We start from the raw sequence: 22720 nt of genomic DNA, 5'->3' as shown, positions 1-22720 counted from the left end.
ATGCAGGGCGTCGAGCTCATCGAAGGGGCCGCCCGGACGGCGGCCGCGCGCGTCCCCGCCGACAAGCCGCTCCTGCGCTTCATCACCTGCGGCTCGGTCGACGACGGCAAGTCGACGCTGATCGGCCGCCTGCTCTATGACGCCGATCTCGCGCCCGACGATCTGATCGCGGCGCTCGAATCGGATTCGAGGAAGCACGGCACGCAGGGCGACGATCTCGACTTCGCGCTGCTCGTCGACGGCCTCGCCGCCGAGCGCGAACAGGGCATCACCATCGACGTCGCCTATCGCTATTTCGCGACCGACAAGCGCAAGTTCATCGTCGCCGACACGCCCGGTCACGAGCAATATACGCGCAACATGGCCGTCGGCGCCTCGACGGCCGATCTCGCCATTCTGCTCGTCGACGCGCGCAAGGGCATTCTGCCGCAGACGCGCCGGCACAGCGTCATCACCTCCATGTTCGGCGTGCGCCATGTCGTCGTCGCCGTCAACAAGATGGACCTCGTCGGCTACAGCGAGGAGACCTTTCGCAAGATCGAGGCGGATTTCCGCGCCTTCGCGAAACATCTGCGCTTTTCCTCCATCTATGTGCTGCCGCTCGTCGCCAAGGACGGCGACAATCTCGTGCATGGCGCGAAGACCATGCCCTGGCACGACGGCCCGCCGCTCCTGACCTATCTCGAAGGCGTCGCGGTCGAGGATGCGATGCGCATCGCGCCCTTCCGTATGCCGGTGCAATGGGTCAACCGCCCCAATCTCGATTTCCGCGGGTTCTCGGGCTTCATCAGCGGCGGCAACATCCGCCCGGGCGACATCGTCCGCATCTTGCCCTCGGGGCGCGACACGCGCATTTCCCGCGTCGTGACCTATGACGGCGATCTCGACAGCGCGGTGTCCGGCCAGTCGGTGACGCTGACCCTGACCGAGGAAATCGACTGCTCGCGCGGGGACATGCTGAGTTCGCCCGTGTCGCCCGCGAAAGTCGGCGACAGGCTGGAGGCGAAGCTTCTGTGGCTCGTGCGCGAGCCCCTCGCCATCGGCAAGAGCTATCTCCTCAAGATCGGGGCGAAGACCACACCGGCGAACGTCGCCGCCGTCGATGCGCGCATCGAGATCGAAACGGGACTCGCGGCGCCGATCCCCGCGGGCGAGACGCTCGCCTTCAACGAAATCGGCGAGGCGAGCCTCTCGCTCGAAACGATGGTCGCCTGCGACCCTTACGTCGAGAATCGCGAGACCGGCGGCTTCATCCTCATCGACCGCATCACCAATGAGACGGTCGCCGTCGGCATGGTGAAGACCGTCGCCGCCTCGACGCGCCGCGCCGAGACGCCGCTCGCCGATCTGAGCTACGCCTCCATGGAGGGCGTCGAGATCGAGCGCGAGAGCTATCGCCCCTCGCCCAGGCGCAGCCTGGCCAAGGCGGCCACCTGGCTCCTGCCGGCGAGCGTCTCGACCTTCTTCGTCGCCTACGCGTTTCTCGAAGACGCGAGCCGCGCCGTCGAAATCGCCGGCATTGAGGCCGGGATCATGTTCCTGCTCTATTACCTCCACGAGCGCCTCTGGACGCGCGTCGCCTTCGGCCTCGAAAGCGACAAGCCGCCGCCGGCGAACGATCCGTCGATCTGAGGCGGGGCCTCATTCGCCACGCCTCGCGGGAGAGGGCGGCCCTCGCGTCAGCGAGGGTTCACAGTCACTCTATGCGCCTCGTCCCATTCAATGCGCCTCGTCCCAATTGTGCGCGGCGCGGGCGTCGACCTTGAGCGGCACTGTCAGCTCGACGGCGGGGAGGGCGGCCTGCTCCATCACGCGGCGCGCGAGCGCGATCGTCGCCTCGGCTTCCGCCTTCGGCGCCTCGAACACCAGTTCGTCGTGCACCTGCAACAGCATTTGCGCGGACAGGCCGGCGCCGGCCAGCGCTGCGTCCATGCGCGTCATGGCGCGGCGGATGATGTCGGCGGCGGCGCCCTGGATCGGCGCATTGATCGCCGCGCGCTCGTAGAAGGCGCGATCGGACGGATTGGCCGAGGCCATGCGCGGAAAATGCAGGGCGCGGCCGAAGATCGTCGTCACGCACATCTTCTCGCGCACGGTCTTCTTCGTCGCCTCCATATAGTCGCGGATGCCGGGAAAACGCTCGAAATAGCGCTTGATATAGGCGCCCGCCTCCTCGCGCGGGATGGAAAGCTGATTGGCGAGGCCGAAGGCCGAAATGCCGTAGATGATGCCGAAATTGATCGCCTTGGCGCGGCGGCGCACCTCGGGGGACATAGCCTCGACCGGCACGCCGAACATTTCGGAGGCCGTGAGGGCGTGAATGTCGACGCCGTCGGCGAACGCCTTTCTCAGTTGCGGAATGTCGGCGATATGCGCGAGCAGGCGCAATTCGATCTGTGAATAATCGGCGCTGATCAGCACATGGCCGGGGGCGGCGACGAAGGCCTTGCGAATCTTGCGGCCCGCCTCGTTGCGCACCGGAATGTTCTGTAGATTGGGCTCCGACGAGGAGAGCCGCCCCGTCGTCGTCGCGGCGAGCGAATAGCAGGTATGGACGCGGCCGGTCTCGTTGTTCACGAAACCGGGCAGGGCGTCGGCATAGGTGCTCTTGAGCTTGGCGAGCTGCCGCCAGTCGAGAATGCGGCGGGCGAAGGCGTTGCCCTCATTGGCGAGGTCCTCCAGCACGCTCGCCGAGGTGGACCAGGCGCCGGTCGCGGTCTTCTTGGCGCCCGGCAGACCCATCTTGCCGAAGAGAATGTCGCCCAGCTGCTTGGGCGAGCCGAGATTGAACGTCTCGCCGGCGAGTTCGAAAATATCGGCCTCGAGCCGGGCCATGTCCTGCGCGAAATCGCCCGAGAGGCGCGAGAGCATGTGGCGGTCGATGGTGATCCCGCGCCGCTCCATGCGGGCGAGCGTTTCGACCATGGGCCGCTCCAGCGTCTCATAGACGGCGGCCTTGTGTTCGGCGGCGAGGCGCGGCTTCAGGGCGCGCCACAGCCGCAGCGACACGTCGGCGTCCTCGGCGGCGTATTCCGTCGCCCGGTCGAGCGGCACGCGGGCGAAACCCTTGAAGTTGCGCCCCGTGCCGGCGACTTCGCCGAAAGTGATGTTCTGATGGCCGAGATGTTTTTGCGCCAGCTCGTCGAGGCCGTGATTGTTGCGGCCCGTATCGAGCGCGTAAGAGATCAGCATCGTGTCTTCGATCGGCGCGACGCCGACCCCGTAGCGCGCGAGCACGAGCAGATCATATTTCATGTTGTGCGCGACTTTCAGCGTCGCGTCGTCCTCGAAGAGGGGTTTGAGTTTTTCGAGCGCGGTCTCCAGTGGAATCTGGCCGTCGACCAGCTCGGCGCCGCCAAAGAGATCGCCGTCTCCCGCCTCGCGATGCTGCAAGGGAATGTAGCAGGCGCGGCCGGGCTCCAGCGCCAGCGAGACGCCGACGAGCTCGCAGCTCATGGGGTCGAGCGAGGTCGTCTCGGTGTCGAGCGCGACGACGCCGGCGGCGAAGGCGTCCGATATCCATTGATCGAGCCGCTCGCCCGACAGGACCGTCTCGTAGGTCGAGCGGTCGATCGTCGCAGCGAGGGCCTGCGCCTTTCGTTCCGCGGCGAGCGTCGAGGGGGCGAAGGCTTTGGCGCTTGCCGGGGCGGACGGTTCGGCGGCTTTCGGCGCGGGGCGCGGGGCGCCGGCGGCCTGGCCGTTACGCGCGCGCCAGCCTGCTTCGCCGACGAACTCCGCGTCGGGCTCCACCTCGTGAACGTCGACGCCGTAAAGCTCGCCGACGCGGCAGGTGATCGTCGTGAACTCCATCGCCTGAAGGAAGGCGACGAGCTTTCTGGCGTCCGGCTGATGCAGGCCGAGATCGTCGATCGCCGTTTCCAGCGGAACGTCGCGCACGAGTTCGACGAGCCGTTTCGACAGGCGAATGAGCGCCACCGCCTGCGGGTCGGTCAAAGCCTCGCGGCGCTTGGGCTGCTTGATGGCGTGGGCCTTTTCCAGCAGCGCGTCGAGATCGCCATATTCGTTGATGAGCTGGGCGGCCGTCTTGACGCCGATGCCCTTGGCGCCTGGCACATTGTCGGTCGAATCGCCCGCGAGCGCCTGCACGTCGACGACCCTGCCGGGCGGCACGCCGAAATAATCGACGACCTCGGCCTCGGTGATGAGCCTTTCTTCGCGTGCGCCCTTGGCGCCGGCCGTCCCGGAGGCGGGGTCGTACATGGTGACGCCGGGGCCGACGAGCTGCATGAGGTCCTTGTCGGCGGAGACGATGAGGACATCCGCGCCTTTCTTGCGCGCCTGATCGGCATAGGTCGCGATCAGATCGTCGGCCTCGTAGATATCCTGCTCGATGGGCGTGAGGCCGAAGGCGCGCACGGCCGCGCGCATCAGGGGAAACTGCGGGACGAGATCTTCCGGCGGTTCGGTCCGATGCGCCTTGTATTCGGGATAGATCTCCTTGCGGAAGGAGTTCTCGCTCTTGTCGAAGATGATGGCGAGATGGGTGGGCGTCACCCCCGCCGCGCCCTCGCGCACGAATTGCAGGAGCTTGGTGCAGAAGAGCCGCACCGCGCCGGTTGGCAGACGGTCCGAGCGGTAATTATATTTCGCGTCCTGCCGGATAGACTGGAAATAGGCGCGAAAGACGAAAGACGAGCCGTCGACGAGGAAGACGTGGCTGCCGGGGCCGACAGGTTTGTGCGTGAGGGTCATGGCCTATTGTAGCCTCCCGTCTTTTCGGCGTCTCCCCTTGCTTTGCTTGCCTTCCGTCATGGCCGGGCTTGTCCCGGCCATCCCTGCGACCGGCCTTACCCCAACCGCCCGAGAGCAGCGGTGAGCTTCTCGATCCGCGCGAGCGCCTCCTCGCGGCGCTCCTTGTGCTCCTCGATCACGTCTTCGTCGGCCTTGGACATGAAGCCCGGATTGCCGAGCTTCGCCTCGACCTTCTTCACCTCGCCCTCGAGCCTGGCGATTTCCTTGGAGAGGCGGGCTTTCTCGGCGGAAAGATCGATCACGCCTTCGAGCGGCATGGCGACGACGCCGCCACGCACGATGATCTGCGCCGAGGATTTGGGCGCCGCCTCCGCGAAGCCGATGCGCGACAGGCGCGCGAGCTTGCGGATCGTCTCGTCCCAGCGCGAGGCGCGCGCCTCGACCTCGACATTCGCGCCGATCAGCAGAAGCTCGGTCTCGCTCGTCAGATTCATCTCGGCGCGCAGCGACCTGATTTCGGAGACGAGGTCGACGACCCAGCCGATTTCGCTCTCCGCGAGCGAATCTTCGAGGCCATGGAGCGACGGCCATTCGCTGAGCGCCAGCAGAGCCTCGCGCTTGGGGCCTTCCGCGCCCTTGATCGCCCACAGCTCCTCGGTGATGAAGGGCATGAAGGGATGCAGCAGCGCATAGATCTGGTCGAGAACGAAAGCGGCCGTTGCGCGCGTCTCGTCCTTCTGCGCGCCGTCGGCGCCCTGAAGCAGGGGCTTGGCGAGCTCCAGATACCAGTCGCAGAAGACGTTCCAGACGAAGCGATAGACCGCCGCCGCCGCCTCGTTGAAGCGATAGGCGTCGATGGCGGCGGCGACATCCTGCGCGGCGCGCGACGCTTCGCCGACGATCCAGCGATTGAGCGTGACCTGATTGGCGCGGGGGTCATAGCCCGAGACGCGCGCGCAGCCGTTCATCTCGGCGAAGCGCGAGGCGTTCCAGAGCTTCGTCGCGAAATTGCGGTAGCCTTCGACGCGCTGGGTCGAGAGCTTGATGTCGCGGCCCTGCGCGGCCATCGCCGCAAGCGTGAAGCGCAGCGCGTCGGCGCCGTAGTCGTCGATGAGATGCAGCGGATCGATGACATTGCCCTTCGACTTCGACATCTTCGCGCCCTTCTCGTCGCGGACGAGCGCGTGGATATAGACGTCGCGGAAGGGAATCTCCTTTTTGAAATGGAGGCCCATCATCATCATGCGGGCGACCCAGAAGAAGATGATGTCGAAGCCGGTGACGAGCACATTCGTCGGATAGAAGCGGGCGAGCTCCGGCGTCTCCTCCGGCCAGCCGAGCGTCGAGAACGGCCAGAGCGCGGAAGAAAACCAGGTGTCGAGAACGTCCTCGTCGCGCGTGAGCGTCACATCCGAGCCCGTCCGGTTGCGCGCGGCGGCGTGGGCCGCTTCCTCGCTCTCCTCGACATAGACATTGCCGTCGGCGTCGTACCAGGCGGGAATGCGGTGGCCCCACCAGAGCTGGCGCGACACGCACCACGGCTTAATGTTTTCGAGCCAGTCGAAATAGGTCTTTTCCCAGTTCTTCGGCACGAAGGTCGTGCGGCCCTCGCGCACGGCGGCGAGCGCCGGCTGGGCGAGCGTCTTGGCGTCGACATACCACTGGTCGGTGAGGCGCGGCTCCAGCACCGCCTGCGAGCGGTCGCCATGCGGGACCATGTGCCTGTGATCGTCGATCCCGTCGAGCAACTCGCGCGCCTCCATCATTTCGACGACGCGTTTGCGCGCGGCGAAACGGTCGAGCCCGTCGAGTTCGGCGACGGTGGCGACAAGTTCGTCCGAAGACGCCACGCCCTCATGGAAATCGGCGTTGGCGGCGAGCGTCATGCGCGCCTGCGCGTCGAGCACATTGACGAGACGCAGCCCGTGGCGCTTGCCGACTTCGAAATCGTTGAAGTCATGCGCGGGGGTGATCTTCACCGCGCCCGTGCCTTTTTCGGGGTCCGAATACTCGTCCGCGACGACCGGAATGAGGCGCCCGACGAGCGGCAGGCGCAGGCGTTTGCCGACGAGCGCCGTGTAGCGTTCGTCCTCGGGATGCACCGCGACGGCCGTGTCGCCCAGCATGGTCTCGGGGCGCGTCGTGGCGACGACGATATATTCGCCCGTCTCCTCGCCCGCTTCGTCGACGACCGGATATTTGAAGCGCCACAAATAGCCCTTCACGTCCTGCTGCAAGACTTCCAGATCGGAGATCGCCGTGTGCAGCACCGGGTCCCAGTTGACGAGGCGCTTGTCCTTGTAGAGCAGGCCGTCGCGGTAGAGCTGCACGAAGACCTTCACGACGGCGCGCGACAGACCCTCGTCCAGCGTGAAGCGTTCGCGCGACCAGTCGCAGGAGGCGCCGAGGCGCTTCAACTGCTCGACGATCTTGCCGCCCGATTCCGCCTTCCACGCCCAGACGCGCTCCAGGAACTTCTCGCGGCCCATCTCGCGGCGGCCCGGCTCCTGACGCTCCATGAGCTGGCGCTCGACCACCATCTGCGTGGCGATGCCGGCGTGATCCGTGCCCGGCTGCCACAGCACGTCCTCGCCCTTCATGCGGTGATAGCGCACGAGAATGTCCTGCAGCGTATTGTTGAGCGCGTGGCCCATGTGCAGGCTGCCGGTGACGTTGGGCGGCGGAATGACGATGGAATAGGGCGCGGCCTTCGCCCGCTCGGGGCGCCCGGCGCGGAAGGCTTGCCGCTCTTCCCAGGTCTCGCGGATGCGGCTCTCGATGGAGCGGGGGTCGAAGGTTTTTTCCATGGTCATGGGTGAAGCCGGGTGTCTGTTACAAAAATCCCTCCCCTTTACGGGGAGGGTGGCCCGGCGAAGCCGGGTCGGGTGGGGAATGTCGCAATAGACTGAGCCGGACCCCACCCGGCTCGCTGCGCTCGCCACCCTCCCCGTAAGGGGAGGGAGAGAGCGGCCAGATCGGTTTTTGCAACCGATCAGGCCAGCGCCTTCAGCGCGCTCTTGCCGGCGTAGATCGCCGCGTCGCCCAGTTCTTCCTCGATACGGATGAGCTGGTTGTATTTGGCGGTGCGGTCGGAGCGGGCGAGCGAGCCGGTCTTGATCTGACCGCAGTTCAGCGCGACCGCGAGATCGGCGATCGTGGAGTCCTCGGTCTCGCCCGAGCGATGCGACATCACGCTGGTGTAGCCGGCGCGATGGGCCATATCGACCGCCGCAATGGTCTCGGTGAGCGAGCCGATCTGATTGACCTTGACGAGGATCGAATTCGCCGTGCCCGTCCTGACGCCCTGCGAGAGGCGCGTGACATTCGTCACGAAGAGATCGTCGCCGACGAGCTGCACCTTCTTGCCGATGGCGTCGGTGAGCTTCTTCCAGCCCTCCCAGTCGTCCTCGGCCATGCCGTCCTCGATCGAGACGATCGGATAGCTCGAGGCGAGCTTGGCGAGATAGGCGACCTGCTCGTCGATCGAGCGCGTCACGCCCTCGCCTTCATAGACATATTTGCCGTCCTTGAAGAATTCGGTCGAGGCGCAGTCGGCGCCGAGCAGCACGTCGACGCCCGGCTTGAAGCCCGCCGTCTCGATCGCCTTCATGATGAAGTCGAGCGCCGCCTCGGCGGAGGGAAGATTGGGCGCGAAGCCGCCTTCGTCGCCGACCGAGGTCGAGTGGCCGGCTTTCTTGAGCGCGCTCTTCAGCGTGTGGAAGATCTCGGCGCCCCAGCGGATCGCGTCGCGGACGCTCTCGGCGCCCGTCGGCAGGATCATGAATTCCTGGAAGTCGATGGGGTTGTCGGCATGGACGCCGCCGTTGACGATGTTCATCATCGGCGTGGGCAGGACGCGGGCCTGCGTGCCGCCGATGTAGCGGTAGAGCGGGAGGGTGGAGGCTTCCGCGGCGGCCTTGGCGACGGCGAGCGAAACGCCGAGAATGGCGTTGGCGCCGAGACGCGCCTTGTTCGGCGTGCCGTCGAGCTTGATCATCGTCTGGTCGATTACGACCTGATCCTCAGCGTCGAGGCCGAGCAGCTCGCCGGCGATCTCGTCGTTCACATTGTCGACCGCCTGGAGCACGCCCTTGCCGAGATAGCGCTTCGGGTCGCCGTCGCGCTTCTCGACCGCTTCATGCGCGCCGGTCGAGGCGCCCGAGGGAACGGCCGCGCGGCCGAAGGAGCCGTCCTCGAGCGTCACATCGACCTCGACGGTAGGATTCCCGCGCGAGTCGAGAATTTCACGGGCGTGGATGTCGATGATCTCGGTCATTGGAAGGGCCTCTTTCAGATGCGCCGCGAAGCAGCGCCGCCTTTTAGCCTTATTAATCGGCGCGGGAAAGCCTCGGCGCGCGCCGAATGAGCGGCATTTGGCCTCCCCCCGCCGCTTCATGGCGGGGAAAGCGGTTGACTGGCGCGAGGGGGCGGTTACCTTGAGCTTTATCAAGAAAAACGCGGGCCTGCGCCGAGTTTTCCGGCCTCTCGCGGATAAACATAAGAAAAAAGCGGGAGAGGAAAGATGACGTTCGGCGCAAGAACGTGGGCGCTCGCCGCTGCGGCGCTCATCGGCGGGCTCGAGGGCGCTTCGGCGCAGACGGCGGAACATGCCGCCGCGGTAAAGGCCGTCTTCGACAAATCTCCCGTCCGGGCGGGCGCCTGCGCGCCCGTTTCCGAGGATTTCATGGGCTGGTCGGCCTCGCTCGTGCAGCGCTGCGAATATGCGCAAGGGTCGGCCCAGAACGTGGCCTATGTCCTCGACGTGAAGCCCGAGACGATGGCCAAATGGATCGAGACCGGCTGCGCCGCACATATGTCCGGCGTCTCCGCCTGTTTCGACCGCATGCTCAAATGCGCGGTGGAAAAGTCCAACGCCACTTTCGTCATCGGCGGCAATCTCGCCGCCGAGCGCAAGGGGGCGGTGACGAACCTCTTCTATCGCAATGGCGTCGTCGTCGCCGCGCCCGCGAACGGCAAGGCCGAGGCCGTGTCGGCGGCCGAGCAGGAGAAGCTCGCGCGCCTGCCCGAATCGGCGATCGAGGCCATGCCGGGGGGCGGGGCCGTGGCTTTCTGGCACACCCAGCCCTTTCAGTTCGCGGTGAAGGCGATCGACCTCGGCGTGCCGGCGGAGATGAACACGCTCGACCGCCGGCAGAAATGGCTGGAGGTCATCCGCCTCGAAATGCAGGCGGCGCTGAAATCCGACGCGAACCGCTTTCTTTCCGGCTGGATGACCGCGCATCCGATCACCCTGCGCACGGGCGAATGCGCAGATGATCGCGACCCGTGAGAGCTTGACGCTGCCGGCGCGGCGTTATCTCTAGCCCTCATGACCAAAATCCATGAAGGCGCGTCGCTTCTCGGCGCGCAGACGAAGCTTCCCGCCTCGCCGGACGAGGCGGAGCTCGACCTCGTGCCCAATCCGCACAAGGGCGTCGCCTATCTCGTGCGATTCACCGCGCCCGAGTTCACCTCGCTCTGCCCTGTGACGGGTCAGCCCGACTTCGCGCATATCGTCATCGACTACGTCCCCGGCGAATGGCTCGTCGAATCGAAGACGCTGAAGCTCTATCTCGGAAGTTTCCGCAATCACGGCGCCTTTCACGAGGACTGCACGCTGCGCATCGCGCGCGACCTCGTGGCGGCGATGAAGCCTCAATGGCTGCGCATCGGCGGCTATTGGTATCCGCGCGGCGGCATTCCGATCGACGTGTTCTGGCAGACCGGCCCGGCGCCCGAGGGCCTGTGGCTGCCCAATCAGGGCGTGCCGTCCTATCGCGGCCGGGGGTAAGGCCGTCAGTCGCGCGTCAGGCGCGCGACCTCCGCGCGCAGGGTCGGCAACACTTCCGCCTCGAACCAGGGATTCTTCTTGAGCCATCCGGTATTGCGCCAGGAAGGATGCGGCAGCGGGAAGACGAGCGGCTTCGCGCCCTGAAACTCCCGCCAGCGGGCGACCGTCTCGGAGACGCTGGCGCCTTTCGGCAAGGCGTGGCCGAGCCGGGCGAAATGATAGGCCTGCGCATAGCGGCCGATAACCAGCACGGTCTCGATCTGCGGCATGGCCGCGAAGAGGGCGTCGTGCCAGAGATGGCGGCATTCGGGGCGCGGCGGCAGGTCGCCGCCGGCCGCGTCATTGCCGGGAAAGCAGAAGCCCATCGGCACGATGGCGACGCGCGAGACGTCGTAGAAGGTGTCGCGATCGACTCCCATCCAGGCGCGCAGCCTTTCGCCCGAAGGATCGTTGAAGGGGATGCCGGTCTGATTGACGAGATTGCCCGGCGCCTGGCTCGCCACGAGAAGCCGCGCCGTGGCCGAGACCCGGAACACGGGACGCGGGGCGTGCGGCAGGGGCGCGAGCGCCTGCGCGCAGTGGCGGCAGGCGCGAATCCGCGCCGCCAGTTCGTCCAGGGTCTCGGCGGCGTCGCGCCTCATGCCGGTCCGATTCTCACGCGGCCGCGCTCGGCCGCGCCCCCACATCCGCGCGCCACCGCGCGAGATGCGCCAGCTCCTCGGGAATGTCGAGGCGGGCGAGCGGCGTCAGCTCCAGGGCGACGAAGGCGGTGATGTCGGCGATGGTGAAGGCCTCGCCCGCGACATGGCGGCGCTCCGCCAACTCGCCGTCGAGCCAGCGCATCGAGCCGCCCGCCCGCGCGCGCTGCGCTTCGGCAAATTCAGGAAACTGCGGCTGCTCCAGCGCGGCGAGCCGAGGATGGCTGTGGCGGAAGGCGTGCGCCACCGGCATGAACAGCTCGAACTCCATCCGCCGCTGCCACATGTCGACGAAGGCCGCTTCGCGGCCGTCGCGGCCGAAAAGGTTGGGCTCGGGATAGAGCGTCTCGATATAGCGGCAGATGGACACGCTTTCGGTGAGCACCGCGCCGTCGTCGAGCACGAGGGCCGGCACGCGCATCAGCGGGTTGATGCGAGCGTAATCGTCGCCCTTGTGCTCCAACGCCATGAGATCGATCTCGCGGATCGGGACAGGGACGCCCTTTTCCGCGAGAAACATGCGAACGCGCCTGGGGTTGGGCGCGCGCGGCGTGTCGTAGAGAAGCATGAGGACTCCTACCATCGCAAAGGCGCCAGGTTCAATTCGAACCGCAGCTTGAGCGTGTCATTAAGATTTGGAGCGCAGAGTCCCTGTTCGTCGTTTCACCGCAGTGTGAGCATGAGCGAAGTCACCGCCGAGATGATCGAACGGGGCCGCGGCCTCGACCCGCAGACCGCGACCCGCAAGCGCCGCATGGGCGCGCGCCTGCGCGAGGCGCGCGAGCGCCTGACGACCTCCGACACGGGCCGCCGGGGCGCCGATCTCGAGCTGCTGCGCGCCTACGCGGAAACGCGAGACAATTCGACGCTTTTTGCGGCATGGCTCATTCTGGCGATGGCGCTTCTCGCCTGTTTCTGGGTTCCCGGCCAGAGGATGCTCATCTGGATCGCGCTCGCTTTTTCGAGTCTGATCCTCTGCCGCTTCATGGCGAGGAGCCTGCGCGGCCTGGAGGATTCCAGGGTCTCCGTGAGGGAGTGGCGGACCAAATTCATGGCGGCCGAATTCCTGCATGGCGCCGTCTGGGCCGGCTATGCGGCGATGCTGCTCAGCGTCAAGAATCCGGACGCACGCACGCTCGTCGTGGTCATGCTCCTGCTTTCCTCCGCCTTCAACACAATGATCACGGCGACAGTGCCCGCCGCGGTTTACGCGGCGATCGCGCCGAGTTCGATCACGGCTGTCGCCTATGTCGCCTTCATCAATCGCGGCGCCGCAGAGACGCTCGTGGCCCTGCTGGCCATGGTCGCGTCCGCGCAGTTCTTTTTCTACAGCCTGGCCAGACGCTTCCATCATCTCGCCTCCGAGAGCCTGTTCGTCCGCGCCGAGAAGAACGAACTGATCGCGGAGCTCGAGCAGGCCAAGGCCAATTCCGACGAGGCGCGCCGGCGCGCGGAGGAGGCCAATCTGGCCAAGTCGCGCTTCCTCGCAACGATGAGCCACGAGCTTCGGACGCCCCTGAACGCCATACTGGGCTTTTCCGAAGTGCTCAAAAGCGAGCTGTTCGGCGCCCACGCCAATCCCGCCTACCGCGACTATTCCGCAGACATTCATGCGAGCGGCCAGCATCTCCTGATGCTCATCAACGAGATTCTCGATCTCTCGCGCGTCGAGGCGGGGCGCTACGATCTCAAGGAGGAGAGCGTCTCCCTCATCGCCATCGCTCAGGATTGCCGTCATCTTCTCAACCTGCGCGCCGAGAAGCGGGACATCGAGCTGATCGAGGCGGTCGAGCCCAGCCTGCCGCGCATCTGGGCCGACGAGCGCGCGGTGCGCCAGGTCATCCTCAACCTGCTGACCAATGCGATCAAATTCACGCCGCGAGGCGGGCAGGTGACGCTGAAGGTCGGCTGGACCAGCGCCGGCGGCCAATATATCGCCATCACCGACACGGGTCCGGGCATTCCCGAGGAGGAGATCGCCGTCGTCATGTCCTCCTTCGGCCGGGGGGCGCTGGCGCAGAAGAATGCAGACGAGGGCTCCGGCCTCGGCCTGCCGATCGTCAAGGGGCTCGTCGAGCTCCATGGCGGGCAGTTCATGCTTCGGTCGAAGGTGCGCGAGGGCACGCAGGCGATCGTCATCTTCCCCCCGCAACGCGTCATGAACGCTCTGCCAAGGTTCGATACGACAGGTCGTCAGCGAGGCAAGGACGCCGGCGCCAATCGCCCGGCGGCCTGACGCCGGACTTCTGACGGGCGCAAAACTGGTCTAGGCTCGCGCGCCATGACATCCCACGACGCTCATCCTTCTCCCGACTCCGCCGCTCTGGTGCTCTTTTCGGGCGGACAGGATTCGACGACCTGCCTCGCCTGGGCGCTCGCCCATTTCGCCCGTGTGGAGACGGTCGGTTTCGACTATGGGCAGCGCCACCGCATCGAGCTCGCCCAGCGCGAGAAGTTGCGCGACGGCCTCGCGGCGATCTCGCCGCTCTGGCGCCAGAGGCTCGGCGAGGATCATACGCTGTCCCTCGAGGCGCTCGGCGCCATCTCTGACACGGCGCTGACCCGCGACGCGGAAATCGCCCTGCGCGAGGACGGCCTGCCCAACACGTTTGTGCCGGGGCGCAATCTCGTCTTTCTCACTTTCGCGGGGGCGCTCGCCTATCGCCGCGGCGTGTCCGATCTGGTCGGGGGCATGTGCGAAACGGATTATTCGGGCTATCCCGACTGCCGCCATGAGGCCATTCGCGCCATGAACCGCGCGCTCTGTCTCGGCATGGCCGCCGAAATCGAAATCCACACGCCCCTGATGTGGCTCGACAAGGCCGCGACCTGGCGGCTGGCCAAGGAGTTGGGCGGCTCTGCGCTGGTCGAGCTCATCGTCGAGGAAAGCCACACCTGCTACCTCGGCGAGCGCGGCCGCCGCTTCGACTGGGGCCATGGCTGCGGCGAATGCCCCGCCTGCAAGCTGCGCGCGGCCGGATGGCAAAAATTCTCGGCCGAGGCGGAGACTTGACCGGCTGAGACCATAAAATGTTATAACGTGCATGTTATAACATTACATGGGTGAGCGCCTTGCTGTTGCGCGATGTCTCTGCCGGAGCCGAGAGGAGCGCCGCGCGCGCCGGGTCCGCGTCACGGGGTTCGAGATTTGGCGTCGCGGCGCTCCTTGCGATGGCGCCGGGCTTGGCGGATGCCCAGCAGGCGCTGCCAGCGATCGAGATCGGCGCCGCGAAGCGCCGCCCACCAGCGAAGATCGCAAAAGCGCAAAGCGCCACGGCGCAACGTCGTCCCGCCGCTGCGCCGGTTTTGCCCGCCACCGCCCCGCCGGTTGCGCTGCGAGACGATCTGCCCATCGTGGCGGACCAGATCGGTTCGACTCTGGTCGTTTCCAGAGAGGCGCTGCGGCGTCTGCCCGGCGCGACGCTTGGCGACGTGCTCTTCGACAAGCCTGGGGTCACCGGGTCGAGCTATGCGCCGGGCGCCGCGAGCCGCCCCGTGGTGCGCGGGCTCGACAATTACCGGGTCCGGATTCAGGAGAACGGCGTCGCCGCCAGCGGCGTCTCGGAACTGGGCGAGGACCACGGCGTCCCGCTCGATCCGCTGGGCGCCAATCGCCTTGAGGTGATCCGCGGCCCCGCGACCCTGCGCTGGGGCGCCGCCGCCATGGGCGGCGTCGTGAACGTCGAAAACAACCGCATTCCCGACCGACCGCCCTGCGACGACGCCGTCCGGTTCCGCGAGTCGGGATGCGCGGCGGTTGAAACTCGCGCCGCCGCCTCTACCGTCGACGGCGCGCTGGAGAACGCCACCCTGCTCGACGCGGGGCGCGGCGCCTTTCTCGTCCATGCAGATGTCGCTGGCCGTCGCGCCGGCGATTACGCCATCCCCGCCTATCCCTATCTCTTCCCGCCCGATCCGCCGCCGCCGGTCTATGGACGCCAGCCCAATTCGGCGATGCGCATGGGCTCGGCCGCGCTCGGCGGAACCTATCTCTTCGACGCGGGACGCGTCGGCTTTTCGGTGACGCAATTCGCCAGCCGCTACCACATCCCCGGCGTAGAGCCGAGCGAGGCGGATGCGCGGATCGACATGCGCCAGACGCGCATCGCCTCGAAGGGCGAAGTGCGGCCCCGCGGCGGCCATGTGCGCGCCATAAGGTTCTGGGTGGGCCTCGGGGACTACAGGCACAATGAAATGGCCTTCGCCGACGGCTTGGACGGGGCCCAGCAGACCTTTACCAATCAGGAGCTCGAGACGCGGGTCGAGACGCTGCTCGAGCCGGTGGCGCTGCCCTTCGGGACGCTCGAGACCTCCTTCGGGCTCCAGGGCGCCCATCAGGCCCTGACGGCGTCAGGCGCGGAAGGCGGGCTCTTCGATCCCAACCGCACGAGAAGCGTCGCAGGCTTCCTGTTCAACGAGCTGATCTTCAACCCGGCGCAACGCCTGCAATTCGCCGGCCGGGTCGAACATGCGCAAATTCTCGGGGCCATGCCCGATTCGCGGATCGACCCGGGCGTTTCCTTCCCGCGCAGCCGCGCCTTCACGCCCGTCAGCGGCGCGCTGGGTTTCCTGCAGGACCTGCCGGGCGACATGACCGCGAGTCTGACGGCGCTATACGCGGAGCGCGCCCCGCGGGCGGCCGAGCTCTTCTCCCGCGGCCCGCACGAAGCGACCGGCACATTCGACATCGGCGACCCCAGGCTGAACATCGAGGGCGCGAAAACCTTCGAGCTCAGCCTGCGCCGCGCAACGGGAGGGCTGCGCTTCGAGGGCAGCCTTTTCTATACGCGCTTCGATGATTTCATCTTTCGCAATCTCACGGGCGAGAGCTGCGCGGCTCTTGCCGCAAGTTGCACGCCCTTGGGCGAGGGCGGCGATCTGGCGCAGGCCTTCTATGCGCAGCGCGACGCGGTTTTTAGAGGCGCAGAATTCCAGAGCCAGATCGATCTCGCGCCGCTCGCGGGCGGGACCCTCGGCGTCGAGAGCCAGTTCGACGTGGTGCGGGCGAGCTTCACGGGCGGCGGCAATGTGCCCCGCATCCCTCCGGCGCGGCTCGGCGGCGGCCTCGTCTGGCGCGACGCCCAGTGGGTCGCGCGGGTCAATCTGCTGCACGCCTTCGCGCAGAACGCGATCGCCGAGACAGGTGAGACGCCCACGAAAGGCTATGATCTGCTGAAGGCGGAATTGAGCTACCGCATCGCCTTCGCCCCCGGCCACCCGGTCGCCCGGGAGATGACTCTCGGCCTCGCCGGCAATAATCTCCTCAATGCGGACATCCGCAACAGCGTCTCTTTCCGCAAGAACGAAGTCCTGCTGCCGGGGGCCAATCTGCGGATGTTCGTCAATATCCTGTTTTAGCTTGATCCGCGGCGCGAAATTTGGCATAGGCGTCGCCAACGAGGCGCTGGGCGTTATCCCCGGCCAGTGTTCTATTGCCGAGGATAGAAAGATGAAAGTCCGCAACTCTCTGAAGTCCCTGCGTTCGCGCCACCGCGCCAACCAGATCGTGCGCCGCAAGGGCCGCGTTTACGTCATCAACAAGGTCCAGAAGCGCTACAAGGCCCGCCAGGGCTAAAAGCCCCCGCCCAGCCCTTCGAGCCATTTCAAAAACCGCGAGACGTCTCGTCTCGCGGTTTTTTGTGTTTTTCGATCGCGCCGCTCAGGCCCCCATCAGCGCGCGCACATGCGCCGAGACGCTGCGGGAGAGGCCTTCGAGGTCGTAGCCGCCTTCGAGCAGCGACACGATCCGGCCGCCGCATTTTCTGTCCGCGACATCCATGAGGCGCTTGGTCGCCTCGCTGAAATCCTGCTCGGTGAGGCGCAGGCCGCCCAGCGGGTCGCGCTCATGGGCGTCGAAACCCGCCGAGATGAGAATGAGATCGGGGCCGAAGTCGCGCAGGCGCGGCAGGATGCGCTCGGCCAGCGCCTCCTGGAAGACGTCGCCCGTCGAGCCGGCGCGCAGCGGCGCATTCACGACCGTGTCGTGCTCCCCGGTCTCGTTGTAGCCGCCGGTGCCGGGATAGAAGGGCGCCTGATGGGTCGAGCAGAACAGCACGCTGTCGTCGGACCAGAAAATATCCTGCGTGCCATTGCCATGATGCACGTCGAAATCGACGATCGCCACCCGCTCGGCGCCATGGGCGGCCTGCGCATGACGCGCGGCGACGGCGACATTGTTGACGAAGCAGAAGCCCATCGGATTGCGGACGCCCGCGTGGTGGCCCGGCGGGCGCGCCGCCACGAAGGCCGTGTCGGCGGCGCCGCGCATCACCTCGTCCACGGCCGCCACGGCCCCGCCGGAAGCGCGCCAGATGGCTTCCAGCGTCCTGGGGCACATCACCGTGTCGCTGTCGAGCGCCGCATAGCCCTCCCGCGGCTGCGCCTCCTGGAGCGCCGACAGATACTCCTGCGGATGCACCCGCAGCAGCGCCTCGAAGGGCGCGGCGGGGGCCTCGACGCGGCTGAGGAACTGGAAGGCCTCCCCCTCGAGCTCGCGCTCGATCGCGCGCAGCCGATCGGGGCGCTCCGGGTGGCCCGGACCCATCTCGTGCGCGAGGCCGCTCGCATGTGTGAAGAGAAGGGTTTTCACCAGCTCGCCGCTTTACCGGCCGCCACCCGCGGACCGCCTTTTATTGGGCTGTTTTTCGCCAATGTCCATGAAAAATGGAAGACGGTCCTTCGGCCTCCCCGTTCCCGAGGCGGCCGCGGACGGGGGGGCCTTCCCGTGGCGCTCGCGCAACACCTCCAAGATTATTGGCGATAGCAGGGCGGAAAGCGGACTATGGGCGGCGGGTTCGTGGTAAGGGATTTTCAAGAATTGGGACTTGCGGCGGAGAGGAGCGTGCTGATGAAGTGGGAGACTATGGCTGCGATTTCGCTGTCCGCACTCGTTTTGGCGGGCTGCTACAGCGGCGTTCGGGTGCCTGACCCCAAACTCTCAGCGCGCGACGCGGAATTTCTGGCCCTTGCCCCCAAGGCTCAGATCAGTTCGGAGTTCGACCGCTACCTCGTCGATTACAAGACGAATGAGCCCGTGGGCTCGATCGTCGTCGATTCCCGGTCGCATTTCCTTTACTACATCATGCCCGGCGGCAAGGCCGTGCGCTACGGCGTGGCGACGGGGCAGGAGGCGATGGGCTGGACCGGTCGCGCCTATATCGGCGGCATGCAGGAATGGCCGCGTTGGGTTCCGCCCAAGGACATGCTCGAGCGTTGGCCGCATCTCCAGCCAACGGCAGACGCCGGCGGCCTGCCCGGCGGTCCCGACAATCCGCTCGGCTCGCGCGCGCTTTATCTTTATCAGGGCGGCAAGGACACGCTTTACCGCATCCACGGCACCAACGAGCCCGAGAAGATCGGCCAGGGCGTTTCCTCCGGCTGCATCCGGATGCGGGACATCGACGCGATCGACCTTTACAACCGCGTCAAGGTTGGCACGCCTGTCGTTGTGATTTAAGCGCCTGAATTTGCATTCGGAGAGCCCTTCCCCGGCGCGGGGAGGGGCTTTTTTGCGCTGAACGAGCAGCGCGGCGTCCACAATAATTTTTGCAAGCTTGGCGAATATTTACGGAACGGAGGCGCGACCACGGCGTTATCCGGGCGTTCTCGTCCGGCTGAGCAAGAGACGCCGGGACGGGGCCGTCGGGAGCATTGCGACCCAAGTTGATTGCGACGAGACAGGGCGGGAGGGAAGAATGAGAAAAGCCGCTATTTTTGGGATTATAGCTTTTCTGCTGGCGGTGAGCTTCGCGAGCGCCGCGTCGATGATCAAGCCTGCGGACAGCGACGAGGATTTCTGCTTCGGCTACGCGGTCTGCGAATAAGAGTTCAGGCGGGGGGCTTCTGGCGCAAAGCGTTCCGCAACAGAGCGGCGCGGCGCAGGAAAACCCCGCCGTTCTTTCCCATGATGGCGACGGCCCTGGCGCGTACACGTGCAAAAGAGGCCATCGCGCGCAACTTCAAGGGCCTTACCAACGCCAGAGACCAGTCGCGTATCTCGATGACGATCGAATAGAGCCGCGCGAACCACGCCATTTGCAGGAGTTTGTCGCGGCAGATGTCGAAGAGGAACGCCTCGACGCCCAGCGTCAGCGACTTCGAGAAAAAGATGAACAGAACGCCGAGAAAGACGTGACCTGATGCCAGCAGGGCCAGCGCCGCGACCTTGATCGGCAGCACGCCCACCATCGGAACCGCGAACAGCGCCAGCGTCATCGGCGGCGACAGCCGGTCCACCAGATCCGAAAGCCAGGGCTCGATGCGCTCCAGCCCGAGCGCCCGTTCGAGCTGGCGCAGCCAGTCCCGCACATGGTCCCATATCCAGGCCTCGATCAGGAAAACGATCGCGAGCGTCAACCAGAACATGCGGCCGAGAAGAGACTTCAGCCGATCCATAACTTCCGGGCCTTCCATGCCGTCGCTCCTTCCAGCTGGCGGGGCGCCGCCGTCTCGAGCAGCATGTAGGCGCAAAGGCGGACAGCGCCAAGGTCTGGGCGATCAGATGTGAAGCGCCCGCTTCGCCACCGCCAGCGCCGCCTCCTTCATTGCTTCCGACATGGTCGGATGGGCGTGACAGGTGCGCGCCAGATCTTCCGACGAGCCGGAGAACTCCATCAGCACGGCGGCTTCCGCGATCAGCTCCCCGGCGCCGGCGCCGAGAATGTGAACGCCGAGCACGCGGTCGGTCACGGCGTCGGCGATGATTTTCACGAAGCCTTCGGTCTCCCGCATGGAGCGCGCGCGGCCATTGGCCGAGAAGGGGAATTTGCCGATCGCGACATTCAGCCCTTGGCCCCTTGCCTCTTCCTCGGTGACGCCGACGGAAGCCACCTCCGGCGAAGTGTACACGACCCCCGGAATGACCTTGTAATTTACATGACCGGCCTGGCCCGCGAGAATTTCGGCGACGGCCACGCCCTCGTCCTCCGCCTTATGGGCGAGCATCGGACCGCGCACAACGTCCCCGATGGCGTAGACGCCGGGGACGTTGGTCGCGAAATGCGCGTCGATGACGATGCGTCCGCGCTCCAGCGCGACGCCCGCCTCTTCGAGCCCGAGCCCTTGCGTATAAGGAATGCGGCCCGTGGCGATCAGCACGACATCGGCCTCGATCTTGTCGGACGTCGCGCCATCGACGGAAGAATAGGAGACGACGACGCTTTCGCCCCCGCTCGCGACGCTCGTGACCTTGGAGGAAAGCTTGAAGGCGAAGCCCTGCTTTTCGAGAACCTTCTGAAAGCGCGACGCGACTTCGAGATCGAAACCGGGCAGCACGCGGTCGAGATATTCGATCGCCGTCACCTGCGCGCCGAGCCGGCGCCAGACCGAACCGAGCTCGAGGCCGATGACGCCCGCGCCGACGACGACGAGCCTTTGAGGAACCTTCTCCAGCGCCAGCGCCCCGGTCGAGGAGACGATCGTCTTCTCGTCGATGGGGATGTCGGCGCCCGACGCGTCGCGCAACGGCGCGACCGCCGAGCCCGTGGCGATGACGACGTTCTTCGTCTCGAGAGTCTGGATCGCGCCGTCCGGCCCGGTTACGACGACCTTGCCGGGACCGGCGAGGCGGCCGACCCCGCGATAGGGATCGACCTTGTTCTTTTTGAAGAGAAAGGCGACGCCAGTGACATTGGCGCCCACCGTGTCGGCCTTGTGCTTCATCATCGCCGGGAGATCGAGCCGGGGCGGATCGACGATGACGCCGAGCGGCGCAAGGCCATGGGCGGCCTCGTCGAACATATGCGAGGCGTGAAGCAGCGCCTTCGAGGGGATGCAGCCGACGTTCAGGCAGGTCCCGCCATAGGTCGCGTCCTTCTCGACAACGGCTGTCTTCAGCCCCAGTTGCGCCGCCCTCAGAGCGCAGACATAGCCGCCCGGCCCGGAGCCGATCACCACGAGATCATAGGTCATGAACGCCGCTCTTCAAAAATGGCGCCGAAGCGTCAGCCCGCCGCCCAGACGAAAATCGCGAGGCCCAGTACTCCGATCGCGGTCTGCCCCAGCTCCAGCCGGCCCCACAGGTCGATGACCTTGCGGGCCTCATGGGCCGCATCGGCCCCGATGAGGCCCAGGATGCGGTTGTTGAGCGGCACGATCGCCCAATAGGTGTAGGGCCATGAGGCGAGCATGACGAGGGCGCCGAAGAGCCAGCGCAGATCATCGAGCTCGCGATAGGCGATGAAGCCGAAAATTGCGGCAGCCGCCGCCAATCCGGCGAGCAGGAGGAAGCCGCGATGATCGGAGGGCTCCCACTCCTTGATGAGCGCGTCGTCGCTTAAGGCCAGACGCGCGGGCTGCTCGACATAATTGACGTAAAGAGACGCGCCGGTGAACGCGCCCGCCGCCGCGAGCGCAAGCGAACCAATGATCATCCTGCAATCCTTGTATGAGGTGAAAAGCTCAGGCCGACTCGATTGCTTCCTCGTCGCAGACGACGCGGGCGTTGGCTTCGGCCTCGGCGGCCACATCGACCTTGAGCGCGCGCACCGCCTCCTCTTCGCGCGCGCGGTCGGTGAAGTGATCGAAGAACATCTTCATCGTGCGGTCGATGCCGTGCGAATTGATGCGCCGCGTATCCTCCCGATAGAAGCGTCCGGCGTTCGGCGAGACGTTGACGAGATCGTAAGAGGGGAAATAAGCGATGTTCGGCCGCGCCCGCACGACCTCGTCGGCGGCCGCGCGCAGGATCGACTTCACCGCCGTATTCGATACGACGACATGCCGGTCCTCATAGGTCGCGATGATGCCGACGGGCGAGACGCTGAGAATGATGCGCACTTTCGGATTGACGGCGCGGATGCGGTCCACGGCGGCGAGGAAGTCGCGGACGACCTCGCTCACCGTCATATTGTAGAACTCGTAGACGCTATCGTCCCACGTCCCGCCGGCGACGCCTGGCGCGAGTTGCAGGATCGCGCCGTCCGCCTTGTGGCGCCAGGTCTCCGTGTGCCCGAAAGTGAAGACGAAGACGTCCATCGTTTCGAGCATGTGGCGCACGGCGGCGAGGTGACCCTCGCGGTCGGCCCGCATGTCCTCCAGCGTGGCGTAGCCCTCAGGTTCGATCCGCGGGCGGAAGGGATCGACGAATCGGCCGTCGTCCGGGCTGTTCCAGTAATCGAGCGACGGCTTGAAATCGCCGTAAGCGCGGTCGAGGAGCTGGCGGAACTGCGCGGTGGTGTAGATATTGCCGTAGCGGCAGGAATACATCGAGTAATTGCGGCGCAGCGCCTCCTCGGCCGACATGCCCTGCGGCGGCTTTTCGGCGAGATAATAGGTGTAGCCGCTCGTCTGGAGGCGGTGGGCGATTTCCTGCGCGAAGCAGCTTCCGGCCGTCGCCACGCGATCCTCGCGCGCGATCTTGAACGGCGTCGACATCAGCGGATCGATGGCGAAGGGCGGCAGACCGGTCACAGCCTTGCGCCAGAAGCGATGGTCGGGTAGGGAGCTATAGGGATTGTCCGCCACGGGGCAAACTCCTGATCGCGGTGTGAATCAAGTCACGGATGGCGCTTGGCGTGTT

General features: G+C 66.1%; 19 protein-coding genes. 9 read left to right on the top strand and 10 right to left on the bottom strand.

Annotated features, from left to right (window positions below; translation table 11 throughout):
• Positions 1-1632 carry a sulfate adenylyltransferase subunit CysN gene (gene cysN, locus WOC76_RS17205; protein ID WP_341105115.1) on the top strand — a complete coding sequence of 544 codons (1632 nt, stop codon included), beginning with the start codon at positions 1-3 and terminating at the stop codon, positions 1630-1632.
• An 87-nt stretch (positions 1633-1719) separates the two neighbouring features.
• On the opposite strand, the gene polA is transcribed toward cysN, so the two are convergent.
• The 3 genes from polA to eno all read right to left on the bottom strand — a co-directional run bounded on the left by polA (position 1720) and on the right by eno (position 8989).
• Positions 1720-4713, bottom strand: a complete 2994-nt coding sequence (polA, locus tag WOC76_RS17200; RefSeq protein WP_341105117.1) for a DNA polymerase I — start codon at positions 4711-4713, stop codon at positions 1720-1722.
• A gap of 95 nt (positions 4714-4808) precedes the next feature.
• A complete protein-coding gene (locus WOC76_RS17195; protein WP_341389874.1) occupies positions 4809-7520 on the bottom strand; it encodes a valine--tRNA ligase in 2712 nt (903 codons plus the stop codon).
• A 185-nt stretch (positions 7521-7705) separates the two neighbouring features.
• Positions 7706-8989, bottom strand: a complete 1284-nt coding sequence (eno, locus tag WOC76_RS17190; RefSeq protein ID WP_341105118.1) for a phosphopyruvate hydratase — start codon at positions 8987-8989, stop codon at positions 7706-7708.
• A gap of 246 nt (positions 8990-9235) precedes the next feature.
• Here eno and WOC76_RS17185 point away from each other — a divergent pair, with 246 nt between their 5' ends.
• Positions 9236-10003 (top strand): hypothetical protein, encoded by a 768-nt coding sequence (locus WOC76_RS17185; RefSeq protein ID WP_341105119.1) that lies wholly within the window; start codon positions 9236-9238, stop codon positions 10001-10003.
• A 39-nt stretch (positions 10004-10042) separates the two neighbouring features.
• Positions 10043-10504, top strand: coding sequence for a preQ(1) synthase (gene queF, locus WOC76_RS17180; RefSeq protein ID WP_341105120.1), 462 nt, complete (start codon positions 10043-10045; stop codon positions 10502-10504).
• A 5-nt stretch (positions 10505-10509) separates the two neighbouring features.
• Here queF and WOC76_RS17175 read toward each other — a convergent pair whose 3' ends face one another.
• Together WOC76_RS17175 and WOC76_RS17170 are read right to left on the bottom strand one after the other, a co-directional pair.
• A complete protein-coding gene (locus WOC76_RS17175; RefSeq protein WP_341105122.1) occupies positions 10510-11145 on the bottom strand; it encodes a uracil-DNA glycosylase family protein in 636 nt (211 codons plus the stop codon).
• Positions 11146-11158: 13 nt separating this feature from the next.
• Positions 11159-11770: a glutathione S-transferase family protein gene (locus WOC76_RS17170; protein ID WP_341105124.1), complete on the bottom strand. Its 612-nt coding sequence runs from the start codon at positions 11768-11770 to the stop codon at positions 11159-11161.
• A 111-nt stretch (positions 11771-11881) separates the two neighbouring features.
• Between WOC76_RS17170 and WOC76_RS17165 the strand changes: the two genes are divergently transcribed.
• The 4 genes from WOC76_RS17165 (at position 11882) to ykgO (ending at position 16777) form a co-directional block, all read left to right on the top strand.
• Positions 11882-13438 carry a sensor histidine kinase gene (locus tag WOC76_RS17165; protein ID WP_341105125.1) on the top strand — a complete coding sequence of 519 codons (1557 nt, stop codon included), beginning with the start codon at positions 11882-11884 and terminating at the stop codon, positions 13436-13438.
• 45 nt (positions 13439-13483) lie between these two features.
• Positions 13484-14215 carry a 7-cyano-7-deazaguanine synthase QueC gene (gene queC / locus WOC76_RS17160; RefSeq protein ID WP_341105126.1) on the top strand — a complete coding sequence of 244 codons (732 nt, stop codon included), beginning with the start codon at positions 13484-13486 and terminating at the stop codon, positions 14213-14215.
• 158 nt (positions 14216-14373) lie between these two features.
• Positions 14374-16560 carry a TonB-dependent receptor gene (locus tag WOC76_RS17155; protein WP_445730608.1) on the top strand — a complete coding sequence of 729 codons (2187 nt, stop codon included), beginning with the start codon at positions 14374-14376 and terminating at the stop codon, positions 16558-16560.
• A 91-nt stretch (positions 16561-16651) separates the two neighbouring features.
• Positions 16652-16777 carry a type B 50S ribosomal protein L36 gene (ykgO, locus tag WOC76_RS17150; protein WP_036283477.1) on the top strand — a complete coding sequence of 42 codons (126 nt, stop codon included), beginning with the start codon at positions 16652-16654 and terminating at the stop codon, positions 16775-16777.
• Positions 16778-16861: 84 nt separating this feature from the next.
• On the opposite strand, the gene WOC76_RS17145 is transcribed toward ykgO, so the two are convergent.
• Positions 16862-17791 (bottom strand): histone deacetylase family protein, encoded by a 930-nt coding sequence (locus tag WOC76_RS17145; protein WP_445730609.1) that lies wholly within the window; start codon positions 17789-17791, stop codon positions 16862-16864.
• A 258-nt stretch (positions 17792-18049) separates the two neighbouring features.
• Between WOC76_RS17145 and WOC76_RS17140 the strand changes: the two genes are divergently transcribed.
• Together WOC76_RS17140 and WOC76_RS17135 are read left to right on the top strand one after the other, a co-directional pair.
• Positions 18050-18658 carry a L,D-transpeptidase gene (locus WOC76_RS17140; RefSeq protein ID WP_445730610.1) on the top strand — a complete coding sequence of 203 codons (609 nt, stop codon included), beginning with the start codon at positions 18050-18052 and terminating at the stop codon, positions 18656-18658.
• A 238-nt stretch (positions 18659-18896) separates the two neighbouring features.
• Positions 18897-19025: a hypothetical protein gene (locus WOC76_RS17135; RefSeq protein ID WP_341105132.1), complete on the top strand. Its 129-nt coding sequence runs from the start codon at positions 18897-18899 to the stop codon at positions 19023-19025.
• 4 nt (positions 19026-19029) lie between these two features.
• Here WOC76_RS17135 and WOC76_RS17130 read toward each other — a convergent pair whose 3' ends face one another.
• The 4 genes from WOC76_RS17130 to WOC76_RS17115 all read right to left on the bottom strand — a co-directional run bounded on the left by WOC76_RS17130 (position 19030) and on the right by WOC76_RS17115 (position 22665).
• The gene (locus WOC76_RS17130; protein ID WP_341431512.1) at positions 19030-19614 is read right to left on the bottom strand and encodes a hypothetical protein; all 585 of its coding nucleotides are present in this window, start codon (positions 19612-19614) and stop codon (positions 19030-19032) included.
• Between the two features lie 84 nt (positions 19615-19698).
• Positions 19699-21111, bottom strand: a complete 1413-nt coding sequence (gene lpdA, locus WOC76_RS17125; protein ID WP_341105136.1) for a dihydrolipoyl dehydrogenase — start codon at positions 21109-21111, stop codon at positions 19699-19701.
• Positions 21112-21143: 32 nt separating this feature from the next.
• Complete coding sequence (locus WOC76_RS17120) at positions 21144-21572, bottom strand: DUF1772 domain-containing protein (RefSeq protein WP_341389134.1); 429 nt, start codon at positions 21570-21572, stop codon at positions 21144-21146.
• A gap of 28 nt (positions 21573-21600) precedes the next feature.
• Positions 21601-22665 (bottom strand): GSCFA domain-containing protein, encoded by a 1065-nt coding sequence (locus tag WOC76_RS17115; protein WP_341105141.1) that lies wholly within the window; start codon positions 22663-22665, stop codon positions 21601-21603.
• Positions 22666-22720 lie beyond the last annotated feature (55 nt).

This window comes from Methylocystis sp. IM3, assembly GCF_038070105.1.
In the GTDB taxonomy this organism is placed as follows: Bacteria; Pseudomonadota; Alphaproteobacteria; order Rhizobiales; family Beijerinckiaceae; genus Methylocystis.
Note: the sequence above shows the minus strand (reverse complement) of the source record. Positions and strands in the feature narration are given on the sequence as shown.